The organism is Streptomyces cyaneus (assembly GCF_004028635.1).
In the GTDB taxonomy this organism is placed as follows: Bacteria; Actinomycetota; Actinomycetes; order Streptomycetales; family Streptomycetaceae; genus Streptomyces; species Streptomyces cyaneus.
In genome coordinates this window covers 13,134-26,307 of the sequence record NZ_RQJW01000012.1, presented here as the reverse complement: position 1 = coordinate 26,307, position 13,174 = coordinate 13,134, and the positions used below count along the sequence as shown (strand labels likewise).

Genomic DNA, 13,174 nt, shown 5'->3' with positions numbered 1-13,174 from the left:
TGTGTCCTGCGGATGGCGTACTATTGAGTCATCGCCGCGGGGTGGAGCAGCTCGGTAGCTCGCTGGGCTCATAACCCAGAGGTCGCAGGTTCAAATCCTGTCCCCGCTACTGAAGGCTCAGGGCCGGAACTGATTCAGTTCCGGCCCTGAGTGTTTTCCCAGCCCTCGTCCGGTCGGCCCACACCACTCGCTCCCCGCCTCCGCTTCGGCAACCCTGGTGAGGTGGAGGAACGGCGGATCTCGTACGCACGCCGGTTCGTCCGGCTGCTCCCCGCCCTGCTGATCGCGGCCGGAGGCGCGTACGACTACGTCACGCCCACCGAATTCACCGGCGCTCCCTTCTTCACCGCCGCACCCCTGGTCGCCGCCCCGCTGTACTCGCTGCGCGGCACGGTGCTCACGGGCCTCGCCGCCTTCGTCGTACTGCTCGTGCTCCGCATCATCCTCGGCGGCACCCCCCGGGCGGAGGTGATCACCGAGCTGGCCACCGTGGTCACCGTCTCCGTCCTCGCCGTCCTCATCAACGTCCTCGTCCGCCGCAGCGACGAGCGGCTCGCCTCCGCCCGCGAGATCGCCGAGGCCGCCCAGCGCGCCGTACTGCCCGAGCCGGCCGAGCGGATCGGCGGGTTCCAGATCGCGGCACGGTACGAGGCGGCGCAGGAGGGCGCCTCCATCGGCGGCGACCTGTACGCCGTGCAGGACACTCCGAACGGCGTACGGCTCGTCGTGGGGGACGTGCGCGGCAAGGGCATGGGGGCGGTCGGGGCGGTCGCAGTCGTCATCGGGGCGTTCCGGGAGGCGGCCGAGCAGGAGTCCACGCTGGAGGCGGTCGCACAGCGGCTGGAGCGGGCGCTGGCGCGCGAGCGCACCCGGCGCGAGGGGGTCGAGTCCTCCGAGGGGTTCACCACCGTCGTGCTCGCCGAGCTGCCGCACGGCAACGGGATCGTGCGCCTCGTCAACCGCGGGCATCCGCCGCCCCTGCTGCTGTACGCCGACGGCACCGTGCGCTCACTGCTCGCCCCCGAGCCGGCCCTGCCGCTCGGCATGGGCGAGCTCGGCACCTGGCCCGACCGGGCCCAGGAGGCCGGCTTCCCGGGCGGGGCCACGCTGCTGCTGTACACCGACGGCTTGTCCGAGGCGCGGGACGAGGACGACCGGTTCTACGACCCCGAGGCCCGGCTCGCGGGACGGGACAACGCCCGTCGCGAGCCGGCCGCGCTGCTCGGCGAGCTCGCGGCGGAGGTGCGCAGGCACTCCGGGGGTGGCATGGCGGACGACCTGGCACTCATCGCCGTACGACGGCCTTGATCGTTGTCACGAGGGGTGATCGGGCGACCGCCCTCCGCATAACAACTGACATACCGTCAATACCTGTGAGGTTGCTGAGCCCTGGCCAACTCGCCCGATTTGGGCCGCTCATGACCAGTAAGTCCAGCCGAGAATCGTTAATGATCAAGTGGAACAGCTTGGAATCCACACCCCGCGTCTATTAACGTTCGATAACGCAGCGCGGTCGTCCCAGCCGTCACAAGAGTCGGCTCCGTGCGCACGCGCCGAATCCCGCAAGGGAACCGGGGAACCACCACCTTGGGGTGAATCGCACGGATGCCGCCGTGAACTCACGGCCGGTATACGCGCGTAGGAGACCTTCCTGCTCCGAACCCGTCAGCTAACCCGGTAGGCGAGAAGGAAGGAAAGGAGCACGCCCACGTGGCGTCCAACCGGCCTGCCCAGCAAGCCCCGTTCGTGCCGAGTCAACGCAGTACCGACTCCTTCGGCTACGACAGCTACCGCACCGACGAGGGCCCGTTCGAGGAGTGGAACCCCACCGCGGAGTCCATTCGTCCCGTACGCGGCAGGCATCGTGTCTCCAAGCAGCGCGGTGGGGGACTCGCCCGCAGCTCCACGGTTCTCGGCGTCGGTGTCATAGCCGCCGTCGGCGCGGGCGGCATGGCCAGCGCGAACAGCGGCAAGCCGCCGGTCGCCATCACCATGCCGGACCTGCCCCTGATCTCCGACGACTCGGCCGAGCCCGCCGAGGACACGGCCACCGCGCTCAGCACCATGGGCACGGCCACCGAGGAGACCACGCAGGGCACCACCGACGCCGGCGAGGCGCTGCGCAGCCGGATCATCGCGCAGGCCGAGCTCCAGCAGGACCAGATCGACAGCAAGGCCGCCGCTGCCGCCGTCGCCGCCGCCGAGAAGGAGGCCGCCGAAGCGGTCGCCAAGGCGGAGAAGGAAGCCGAGGCCAAGGCCGCCGCCGCGAAGGCCGCCGCCGAGGAGGAGGCCCGCAAGAAGGCCGAGGCCGAGCGCCTCGCCGAGCTGGCCAAGCAGTACACGCTGCCGACCTCCTCGTACACCATCACCTCGACCTTCGGGCAGGCCGGCGCCTACTGGTCCTCCGGCTACCACACGGGCCTCGACTTCGCCGCCCCCACCGGCACGCTGATCAAGGCGATCCACTCCGGCACGGTCACCTTCGCCGGCTGGGACGGCTCGTACGGCTACAAGACGGAGATCACCCTCGACGACGGCACCGAGCTCTGGTTCGCGCACCAGTCCTCGATCAGCGTCAGCGTGGGCCAGAAGGTCAACACGGGCGACGTCATCGGCCGCGTGGGCGCCACGGGCAACGTGACCGGCGCCCACCTGCACCTCGAAGTGCACCCCGACGGCAGCGCGAACGGCATCGACCCGATGGCGTGGCTGCGCGGCAAGGGACTCACGCCCTGACCCTTCGAGGTCTCTGATCCCAGCGGATCCTGATCCCTGAGGCTTCCCATCCCCGGCGATTCCTGATCCCCGGCGGCCCTGACGGCACCCCCCCCGACGTCAGGGCTGCCGGTTTCCGGAGCGCCGGGGTCCGCTTGTTTACGGGAACTTTGCGGCTGCCCCGGAAGAGCGGCCTCCGTCAAGGGCGTTGATGTCGAGCATGACTGCTTCCCTTCGCAAGCTCGGCTCCTCCGACCTCGAGGTCTTCCCGCTCTCCCTCGGCGGCAACGTCTTCGGCTGGACGGCGGACGAGACCCAGTCCTTCGCCGTCCTGGACGCCTACACGGCCGCGGGCGGCAACTTCATCGACACGGCCGACTCGTACTCGGCGTGGGTCGAGGGCAACGTGGGCGGCGAGTCCGAGACCATCATCGGCAAGTGGGTCAAGGCGCGCGGCAACCGGGACGACGTCGTGATCGCCACGAAGGTCAGCCAGCACCCCGACTTCCAGGGCCTGACCGCGGCCAACATCAAGGCGGCCGCCGATGCCTCGCTGCGCCGCCTCGGCACCGACCACATCGACCTCTACTACACCCACTTCGACAAGCCCGAAGTGCCGGTCGAGGAGATCATCGGCGCACTGGACGAGCTGGTGAAGGCGGGCAAGGTCCGGCACATCGCCGCGTCCAACATCTCGCCGGAGCGCCTTGCGGCCTCCCTCGCCTTCTCCGACCGCGAGGGCCTCGCCCGGTACGTCGCCCTCCAGCCCCACTACAACCTGGTCTCCCGCGACACCTACGAGGGCGACCTCCAGAACCTCGCCGAGCGGGAAGGCCTGGCAGCGGTCCCGTACTACGCCCTCGCCTCCGGCTTCCTCACGGGCAAGTACCGCGCCAGTACGACGGTGGACAGCCCGCGCGCCCAGGGCGCCGGCCGGTACCTGGAGACGGAGCGCGGACGCCGGGTCCTGACCACGCTCGACGAGGTCGCCCAGGCCCACGGGACCCCGCCGGCCACGGTGGCCCTGGCCTGGCTCGCAGCCCAGCCGACGGTAGCGGCCCCGATCGCCTCGGCCCGCACACTCGAGCAGTTGCCGGCACTGCTGGGCGTGGCGGAGCTGACCCTGACGGAGCAGGAGCTGACGAGGCTGACGGAGGCATCGGCCTGAGTTCTCCCCCGCCCACCCGCGGGGGGCTTTGCCTCGCGGCGCCGGCCGGCACCATCCAGCCCGTCCGGCGTTCGAGGACGAGCACGGCCATTCCGATCCCCCGCCCACCCGCGGGGGGCTCTGCCTCGTGGCGCCGACGGTCACTTCCAGGTGCCGGTCCAGGTATTTCAGCCTGTCCGGCGTTTGAGGACGAGTTCTGCCATCCCGATCCCCCGCCCACCCGCGGGGGGCTCTGCCTCACTGCGGCGGCGGTCACTTCCAGGTGCCGGTCCGTGCATTTCAGCCCGTCCGGCGTTTGAGGACGAGGCCGTTCAGGCCGATGGGGGTCCAGGGGGCGGAGCCCCCTGGCGGGGTCGAAGGGGCGGAGCCCCTTCAAGGATGGGACGGGTAGGGGCGGCGGGGGCGAGAAAACCACTCCGCAACCAAGACGATCACGTCCGATACGGGTTGTACGCGGGATACGGCGCCGCCGCCCCATACCGCGGCACCCCGTACATGTGCCCGTTCACCTGCCCATACGGCTGCCAGTAAACCGGCACCGGCGCCCCATACCCGTACACCGCCCAAGCCTGCGCAGCCCCCGCATGCTCAAGCGCCGGCCGCGCAAGCTCCCGCCGCCGCCACAGCTCATGCAGCAACTCCCGTTCCCGTACGACGAAGTCGGCCCCGGCCCGCCCCCGGCGCCCCCGGTGCCGCAGGAAGGCCAACGACGTGGCGTACGCCTCGTACTGCGCCACAGCCCGCCCCGCAGCGCGCCCCCCGCGACGCCGCGCGTACTGCCGCCCCATCCGCCGCGCCCGCATCGAGCCGAGCACGAAGGGCTCGCCCGGAGTCAGCCACCCGGCGACGACATAGGCGGGCAGCTCCTCGCGCACCGTCCTCAGCTCGCGCTGCCGGGTCCAGATCACCAACCAGGTCAGCAGCCCGAACGCGGGCACCATGATGGCCGCGTACACGGCGAAGAACCCGAACTCGCCGAAGGCCGACGAGCCGTTCCACAGGGCGTGCATGCCCATGGCGAGCAGCAGCCCGGAGAGCGGGAGGAGAACGCGGCGCACATGCTGCCGCTCGCCCGACAGCGCGGCGATGCCGAAGCCGATGCCGGTGAGGACCGTGAAGAGCGGGTGCGCGAAGGGCGACATGATCACGCGGACGAAGAAGGTCGCCGCCGTGACGGAGGCGATGCCGCTGTCGCCGGAGAGCTGGTCGGTACCGAAAGCGGTGCCGAGGTAGAGGATGTTCTCGGTGAAGGCGAAGCCGGTGGCGGTGACCCCCGCTATCACCACGCCGTCGACCATCCCCGTGAAGTCCCGCCGGCGGAAGAGGAAGACGAGCAGGACGGCGGCGGCCTTCGCCGTCTCCTCCACGATGGGCGCTATCACCGTCGCGCCCAGGGTGTCCGCGTGCGACGGGTCGGCGGTCGCGGTCGCTATCCATCTGGTCGCGAAGCTGTTCGCGACGATCGCTATCAGCGCCGCCGCGCACGCGCCCCAGGCGAAGGAGAACAGCAGATTGCGCCAGGGGCCCGGTTCGACCCGGTCCAGCCACCGGAAGGAGGCGACGAGCAGCGGCACCGGCAGGATCGCGAGCCCGAGCCCGACCAGGAACCCTTCGGTGCCGGTCTGCTCACGTACCAGGGCGAGGATGACCAGCCCGGAGAGCGCGAGCAGAGTGCTGAGCGCGCCGTAACGCACCCACCGCTTCTGCCACCAGTGCGCGTGCCGCAGTGCGCCGCCGGTGGGACCGGTGGGGGGCGTCGGGTACGGGGGACAGGTGGCCACGGCATTGACCCTAACGAGGCAGAGGCGCCGCCCGCAGCAGCGCGAGGGGCTCTGGCGCCGGTGGGGGGTTGGTGTCGGTGCTGCTGTAGATGCTCTTGTCGGTGCTGTTCGTCCGGCCGTCCGCCGGATGTCGCTTCCCATCCGGCCGTCTGCCGGACGGTCTTCCCGCTGCTCCTACGGCTGTACGCGGCGGAAGAGCAGGTCGTTCACCACATGACCCTTGTCCAGTCCCTGCCCCTCGAAACGAGTCAGCGGCCGGAACTCGGGACGTGGCGCGAAACCGCCGTCGGCTCGGGTGTTCTCGAAGTCGGGGTGCGCGCTCAGCACTTCGAGCATCTGTTCGGCGTACGGCTCCCAGTCGGTGGCACAGTGCACGAGGGCGCCGGGCTTCAGCCGGGTCGCGGCGAGGCTGAGGAACTCGGGCTGGATGAGCCGCCGCTTGTGGTGCCGCTTCTTGGGCCAGGGGTCGGGGAAGTAGACGCGCAGCCCGTCGAGCGAGTCGGGTGTGAGCATCTCGCGCAGCAGGATGATGGCGTCCCCGTTGCCGACCCGGATGTTGGACAGTCCGTTCTGGGCGGCGAGATTGAGCAGATTTCCCTGCCCGGGGGTGTGGACGTCGACGGCGAGGATGTTGGTGCCGGGGTCGGCGGCGGCCATCTGGGCGGTGGCCTCTCCCATCCCGAAGCCGATCTCCAGCACGACGGGATTGCCGTTCCCGAAGAGCTCGGCGAAGTCCACGACGCGCTGCCCGTCGATGTCGAGCCCCCACTTGGGCCACAGCCGCTGCAACGCGTCCGCCTGCCCCGCGGTCACCCGGCTCCGCCGCGGCTGGAAACTCCGGATCCGCCGCTCGAAGTGCGACCCGGCGGGGTCCGCCCTGGGCCCGTCCGGGAACCGGGGCTCACCCTTGGCCCGGGTGTGCCGAACCGAGACACCGGGGATGTGGCCGGGGTGGTCCTCGCCGGAGATGCCGGAGATGCCGGGCTGGGGGACTTCGGGGGCGTTGAGGGAGTCAGACACAGTGAGGTCGATTTTACGTGCTCTCCACGGCCGACCTCCTCGCCCCAGTCGACCGCTCAAGCGGCTTCCCGACCACCGTCGACCGACCGGCCGCTCATGACTGCCCGACCACTGCCGACCGATTACTCAAGTCGACCGAACCCCGCCAACCCGGCCGTTCAAGCCGTCCCGGGCCCGGCCAACCCGGCCGTTCAAGCCGTCCCGGGCCCGGCCAACCCGGCCGTTCAAGCCGTCCCGGGCCCGGCCACCCCGGCCGTTCAAGCCGTCCCGGGCCCGGCCACCCCGGCCGTTCAAGCCGTCCCGGGCCCCGCCACCCCGGCCGTTGAAGCCGTGCGGAGCCCCGCCAACCCGGCCGCTCAAGCCCTCCCAGCCTCGTCGAGCGACCGCTCAAGCCGCCCCAAGCCCCTCGACCGGCTGCTCAAGCCTCCCTGGCCACCGTCAACCGTCCGCTCAAGCCTCCCCCAGCACCGCCAGCGCCCTACGGGCCACCTCCCGCCCGATCGGCAGCGAAGCCGTAGCCGCAGGGCTCGGGGCGTTCAGCACATGTACGGCCCGCGGCCCCTCCCGGATCAGGAAGTCGTCCACCAGCGTCCCGTCCCGCAGCACCGCCTGCGCCCGCACCCCGGCGGCCGCGGGCACCAGATCGTCCGCCGTCACCGCCGGCAACAGCCGGCGCACCGCCACGCCGAACGCCGCCTTGGACACCGACCGCCGCAGCTCCCCGGCCCCGTACCGCCAGTGCCGCCGCGCCATCCGCCACACCCCGGGCCACGCCACCGTCGCCGCGACCTCCCGCGGCCGTACGACGCCCCACCGGTACCCCTCCCGGGCCAGTGCCGGTACCGCGTTGGGCCCGATGTGCACATCCCCGTCGATCCCGCGCGTGAGATGCACTCCGAGGAAGGGGAACGCCGGATCCGGCACCGGATACACCAGCCCCCGCACCAGCTCGGGCCGAGCCAGCGAGTAGTACTCCCCCCGGAACGGCACGATCCGCACCTCCGGCTCGTCCCCGGTCAGCCGGGCCACCTCGTCGCAGTACAGCCCGGCGCAGTTCACCAGCACCCGCCCCCGCACCACGTCCCCGCGCGTGGTCCGTACGGCGACCCCCAGCTCGGCCCGCCGGTCGACGCGCTCGACCTCGGCGCCGTACCGGATCTCCGCCCCGGACCCCTCGGCGAGCTGCCGGGCGACCCCGACGAAGTCGCACACGCCCGTCGTCCCGACGTGTATCGCGGCGAGCCCCCGCACCTCGGGCTCGTACTCCGCGATCTGCGAGGCGCCCAGCTCCCGTACCGGAATGCCGTTCTCCCGCCCGCGCTGCACCAGGGCGTGCAGCCGCGGCAGCTCCTCCCGCTCGGTCGCGACGATCAGCTTGCCGGTGACGGCATGCGCGATGCCGTACTCCGCGCAGAACTTGACCATCTCGGCGGCGCCCCGCACCGCGTACTGCGCCTTCAGCGAGCCCGGCCGGTAGTAGATCCCGCTGTGGATGACCCCGCTGTTGCGCCCCGTCTGATGCCGGGCGGGCCCGGGCTCCTTCTCCAGCACGGTCACCCGCGTCCCCGGCGCGGCACGCGTGATCGCATACGCCGTGGCCAGCCCGACGATCCCACCACCGATCACGAGCACATCACAGTCGTAACCACCCGACGGACCCTGCCGCGCCACCCGCACCACCTCCGGCTTCGATAGTGCACTGCGCCACTGACAGTGCAATCAAACCCCGGGGACTGCCGCGCCCCGACAGGGGCGCGGGGAACTGCGCGAGCAACCCACGACGACCCGCAGCCTCGCGACGACAGAAACCAGGCAGATGCTCAGGAAACCACTCCTAGGCCGGAGCCATGAGAAGCGGCCGAGCCCTCTCCCGCAACTCCACCACCCGAGGCTCATCCCCATACGGCTCCAGCCGATGAAGAAGATCCTTCACATACTCGGTCGTGCGAGCCGACGATATGCGCCCCGCGACCTCCACCGCCCGCACCCCCTGCTCACACGCCGCATCGAGATTGCCCGACTCGAGCTCGGCCACCGCCGAGACGACGAGCCGCAGCCCGTGCGACCGTACGAACTCCTCCGTCGGCTTCGACAGCGCCTGCTCCGTGAACCGCCGCACCTGCCGCGGCGCCTTCAGATCCCGGTAGCACTCCGCGGCGTCCGCGGCGAACCGGTCGTAGGAGTAGAACCCGAGCCAGGACGGATCGTTGTCCCCCTCCCGGGACCGCTCCAGCCACCCCTCCGCCGCCTTCAGCGCCGCGCCGGCCGCCTGGGCGTCACCCGCGCGTGCGTGCGCGCGTGCCTCGACGAGCCGGAAGAAGCTCATGGTGCGGGCCGTGGCGAGCCCCCGGTTGCGTTCCAGGGCGGCCTGGGCGAGGTCGACGCCCTCGTCGCCGAAGCCCCGGTAGGTCGCCTGGAGCGACATCGACGCCAGCACGTACCCCCCGAGGGGGACGTCGGCGGCCGCGCGCGCGAGTCGCAGCGCCTGGATGTAGTACCGCTGTGCGGCCTCCTGCTGCCCGGTGTCGAAGGCCATCCACCCGGCGAGACGCGTGAGCTCGGCGGAGGCTCCGAACAGCGCCCGCCCCACCTCGTCGGAGTACGCGCCGAGCAGCAGCGGCGCCGCTTCCACCCGCAAGCACTCCGGCACCATGGACGAACGCCAGTCGCCGCCTCCGTACTTGGAGTCCCAGCGCCTGGCGTCCTCGGCGGCCTCCCGCAGCTTCTGTACATCGCTGTGGCCGACTTTGAGCGGTGCGCCGGACCCCTCGGCGGAGTTCACCTCGCGCGCGACCGAACTGTCGGCCGGGGTTATCAGCCACCGTGAGGCAGGCGTTGCGTATGCGCTGACTGCGAACGAACCGGCCAGCGACTGCCAGATGCCGCCGGAGCCGGCGCGCCGACCGGCGAGGTCGAGACGGTACAGCTCCGTCGCCGACTTCACCGCCTGTCCGACGTCCCGGGGGAAGGCGAGGCCCACTTCGGGTGCGGGGTCCGCGTCCGCCAGGCCGATCTCGTGGAGCGGCACCGGGCGGCCCAGCTTCTGGCCGATCGCGGCGGCGATGAGGTGCGGCGCGGCACCCTGCGGCACCATGCCTTTCGACACCCAGCGCGCCACCGACGTCTTGTCGTAGCGAAGAGTCAGGCCCCGCTGAGCGCCAAGATCGTTGACGCGTCGGGCGAGTCCTGCGTTGCTGATTCCCGCGAGGGCGAGAACGGTGCCGAGTTTTTCGTTCGGCCCGCGTTGCTCCCTGGACATGCGCCACCCCTCGACACAGACGGCTGCCGCGCTGGCATAACCACGCGGCATTCGTAAACCCAGCGTAGTTCGCCGCATCCCAAGCGTTAAGGGGCATTCTTCCGGATGGCGGGATTGTGGTCCGCACTCAAGTGCGCACCCCCTACGCACAGTTGTGACGTGCTCCCGCTGTGTGGCTGTGCGCCCGTCCGTGCGCTCTTCTCCAGCCATCGGGGGAGCGGTTCCATGGCTCCTGCGTGGGTCGGCCCGCTGTACTGGATCCAGTGGGCTGGGGGATTCCGCCGCCTACATCCCCGCGGGCGGCGGAACGGTCCGGGGGGCGTACTCCGTTCCCCGGACTGCGCGCAGGCCGAGCACGGCGAGTAGTGCGCAGGACTTGCACGGAGTGTGCGCGAGCCTGTCCCTACGACGCCGATTTGGCCGAAAATCGACCCTGCCCCCTTCGGGTAATTACCGCTCTCACCACGGAACTTGAGGGCGCAGAGGGCGTTTTTGGGGAGCGTATCGGGGGCGCATTCGCGTCGCAGCTGTGGTGCGATCCCCTTCTCCCGCTCGTCTCGATCCCCTTGTCCTGTCGGGGAGTTCGGGCGGCGAGGCGACCACGCCTGGGTCGCGTCCGTGTCGACCCGGGGCGCCCTCAGAGGCGCTGTTCCGGGATCTCGAGCGGCTCCACCGCCCCTCCACCGCGCGCCCTTCATGGCAGCATGGTGCCCGGTTCGTACGGTGCACTGGTTGTCCACAGCCTGTGGAGGCGTCGATGCGGTGGTTGGTGGGATGGAGCAGCACCGCCGCGGTGGCCGCCGCGATCGGCTCCGCGGGGGCAACCGGAAGCGACGGCGAGACCGTGCACCCGGTGGGGTCCCAACTCCTGTGGGGTGACCCGGATCCGCTGTGGGCGGTCGGCGACTGGCGCCCGGACGAGGTCCGCGTGGTGAAGGCCGACGAGCAGACCCGCATCGCGGTCCTCGGCACGTGCGGAGCGAGCGACGAGCAATTGCGGGTCGGCCTGTTCGCCGCGCGCGGAGGGGCACTTCGGCATCTGACGGCGTGGTCCGGCAGCTACACGGCCGTCGTCCAGGTCGGCCGCAGGGTCACGGTGTGCGGCGATCTGGCAGGCGCACGGCCGGTGTTCTACACCCCCTGGGCGGGCGGTACGGCCTATGCGACGGCCGCGCTCCCGCTCGCCGACCTCATCGAGGCCAACCTCGACTTCGGCCATCTCGCCGCCCTGCTCGCCGCCCCCGACGTACCGGCGGCCCTGCACGACTCCACCCCGTACGACGGCGTACGCCGCATTCCACCGGGGCATGCGCTGATCCTGCGCGCCGGGGCACGCGAGATCGCCGGGTACGAGCCGGTCGCCTCGCTGGCGGTGGCGGCGCCCACGGCCGACCCGGACAGCGCGGTGGACGCCGTACGCGACGCCCTGGTGGAGGCGGTACGCGCGCGTCTGTCCGCACCTCGCCATGTCCCGGGCGCCGACATAGACCCCGGCCCGGTGCCCGGGATGGGCCCCGCCGAACGGCGTGCCGCGCGGGGGATGCCGGTTCCGGGCATCGGGGCGGACCTGTCCGGGGGCCCCGCGTCGGGCACGCTGGCCCTGCTGGCCGCCGGCCTGCCGGGAATGCCGGGCACGGTGCTGGGCCACGGTACGGGCGCGGGGGAGCGGCTGCTGGCGGTGACGTTCAACGACTTGGCGGTCGGCGGCCGCGAGGCGGAGCTGGAACGAGCGGGCACCCTGGCGGCCAACCCCCGCCTGCACCACGTCGTGGTCACCGGCGCCGAGGAGACACTGCCGTACGCCGATCTGGACGGCCCGTTGACGGACGAGCCGGGCCCGAGCCTGGTGACGGCTGCGAGGCACCGCGCGCGCTTGGCGTCCGGCAGCGCGGACCACTTCACGGGTTACGGCGCCCGCCAGGTCCTCGACGCCCACCCGGCCCGCCTGGCGGACCTCCTGATGGACCGCAAACGCCGCCACCTGGTCCGCCCGGTCGCGGCACTGGCCAAGGCGGACGGCTCCGTGCTGGTCCCCGCGCGTGTGTACGGCGCGGCACGCAAACTGTCCCGCACCCCCTACCGAACGGGCCTGGAATCCCTGGCGGACCGCCTCCTCCACCGCCGCTTCGACGAACCCGGAGGTGCCGTAGGGGCGTCGCTCGCCGCGCTCACCTGGGCCAGACCGGGCCCGGCGGCCCGTTGGCTGACCGGCGAGGCGCTGGCTGAAGTATCGGTTCGCCTACAAGCGGCGACGAGCCGCAACGGCGTAGGCCCCGGCCAGCGCCCGGGCGACTACCGCGCGCGTGCGGCCCTGGCCCGCCACGCCGCGGACATCCGCGTCCTGGAACAAGCCGCCGAGATCCGTTCCCAACGCCTGCACACCCCGTTCCTCGACAACCAGGTCGTCCGCGCCTGCCGAGCCCTCCCCGAAGCCCTGCGCGTCCAGCCCGGCGCCCGCGCCGCGATCCTCCGTACGGTCCTGGAGGGCGCCGGAGTCGCCGACCTCCCACCCGGCTGGGGCGCCCCGTCGCACGCGTCGGCGGCGGTGGCGGCCCGAACGGGCCTGAGGGTGGCCGCAGACTCCCTGATGGCCCTCTTCGGCACCCCTCTCCTCGCCCAAGCGGGCTTGGTAGAGGCCCGCGTGGTCCGCAAGGCCCTCCGAGCAGCAGCCGAAGGCGAACCCCTCCCCCTGGACGGCCTGGCCGACCTGGTCTCCCTGGAACTCTGGCTACGCCGCCTACTCTCCCGCCGAGGCACCTGCTGGACAGGCACCCCGGCCCGACAGCGAGCGGTCCCGGCGGGGATCACACCGCAGCGGGGGGCGCTGGGGGCGGGGGCGGCACGGCGGGTGTAGGAGGCCGACGATCCCTCTCGCCTCATGGTGCCGACGGTCGCTTCCCGGTGTCGGCTGGCATCATCCAACCTGTCTGGCGTTCGAGGACGAGCACGGCCATCCCGATTCCCCGCCCACCCGCGGGGGGCTCTGCCTCGTGGCGCCGACGGTCACTTCCAGGTGCCGGTCCAGGTATTTCAGCCTGTCCGGCGTTTGAGGACGAGCACGGCCATCCCGATCCCCCTCCCACCCGCGGGGGGCTCTGCCTCACTGGGGCGGCGGTCACTTCCTGGTGCCGGTCCGTGCATTTCAGCCCGTCCGGCGTTTGAGGACGAGGCCCGTTCAGGGCCGATGGGGGTCCAGGGGGCGGAGCCCCCTGGCGGGGTCGAAGGGGCGGA

8 protein-coding genes, 1 tRNA gene and 1 riboswitch are annotated in these 13,174 nt (G+C 71.7%); of the genes, 5 read left to right on the top strand and 4 right to left on the bottom strand.

From position 1 onward, the window contains the following. Positions 1-35: 35 nt before the first annotated feature. The 4 genes from EHO50_RS35455 to EHO50_RS35440 all read left to right on the top strand — a co-directional run bounded on the left by EHO50_RS35455 (position 36) and on the right by EHO50_RS35440 (position 3,883). Positions 36-109, top strand: a tRNA-Met gene (locus EHO50_RS35455). A gap of 113 nt (positions 110-222) precedes the next feature. After that, a complete protein-coding gene (locus tag EHO50_RS35450; protein ID WP_246101723.1) occupies positions 223-1,308 on the top strand; it encodes a PP2C family protein-serine/threonine phosphatase in 1,086 nt (361 codons plus the stop codon). Positions 1,309-1,541: 233 nt separating this feature from the next. Beyond that, positions 1,542-1,699, top strand: a riboswitch (cyclic di-AMP (ydaO/yuaA leader). Positions 1,700-1,710: 11 nt separating this feature from the next. Continuing rightward, positions 1,711-2,736 carry a M23 family metallopeptidase gene (locus EHO50_RS35445; protein ID WP_128435353.1) on the top strand — a complete coding sequence of 342 codons (1,026 nt, stop codon included), beginning with the start codon at positions 1,711-1,713 and terminating at the stop codon, positions 2,734-2,736. A 199-nt stretch (positions 2,737-2,935) separates the two neighbouring features. After that, complete coding sequence (locus tag EHO50_RS35440) at positions 2,936-3,883, top strand: aldo/keto reductase (protein WP_128435352.1); 948 nt, start codon at positions 2,936-2,938, stop codon at positions 3,881-3,883. A 431-nt stretch (positions 3,884-4,314) separates the two neighbouring features. Here EHO50_RS35440 and EHO50_RS35435 read toward each other — a convergent pair whose 3' ends face one another. The 4 genes from EHO50_RS35435 to EHO50_RS35415 form a co-directional block, all read right to left on the bottom strand. Then, positions 4,315-5,664 (bottom strand): PrsW family intramembrane metalloprotease, encoded by a 1,350-nt coding sequence (locus EHO50_RS35435; RefSeq protein WP_128435351.1) that lies wholly within the window; start codon positions 5,662-5,664, stop codon positions 4,315-4,317. A gap of 174 nt (positions 5,665-5,838) precedes the next feature. Then, entirely contained in the window at positions 5,839-6,684 is an 846-nt protein-coding gene (gene trmB, locus EHO50_RS35430; protein ID WP_425472341.1) for a tRNA (guanosine(46)-N7)-methyltransferase TrmB, read from the bottom strand. A gap of 450 nt (positions 6,685-7,134) precedes the next feature. After that, the gene (lhgO, locus tag EHO50_RS35420) at positions 7,135-8,355 is read right to left on the bottom strand and encodes an L-2-hydroxyglutarate oxidase (RefSeq protein WP_128435350.1); all 1,221 of its coding nucleotides are present in this window, start codon (positions 8,353-8,355) and stop codon (positions 7,135-7,137) included. A 163-nt stretch (positions 8,356-8,518) separates the two neighbouring features. Then, positions 8,519-9,943, bottom strand: coding sequence for an NsdA family TPR-like regulatory protein (locus EHO50_RS35415; protein WP_128435349.1), 1,425 nt, complete (start codon positions 9,941-9,943; stop codon positions 8,519-8,521). A gap of 757 nt (positions 9,944-10,700) precedes the next feature. Here EHO50_RS35415 and EHO50_RS35410 point away from each other — a divergent pair. Further along, positions 10,701-12,797 carry an asparagine synthase-related protein gene (locus EHO50_RS35410; RefSeq protein ID WP_128435348.1) on the top strand — a complete coding sequence of 699 codons (2,097 nt, stop codon included), beginning with the start codon at positions 10,701-10,703 and terminating at the stop codon, positions 12,795-12,797. Positions 12,798-13,174 lie beyond the last annotated feature (377 nt).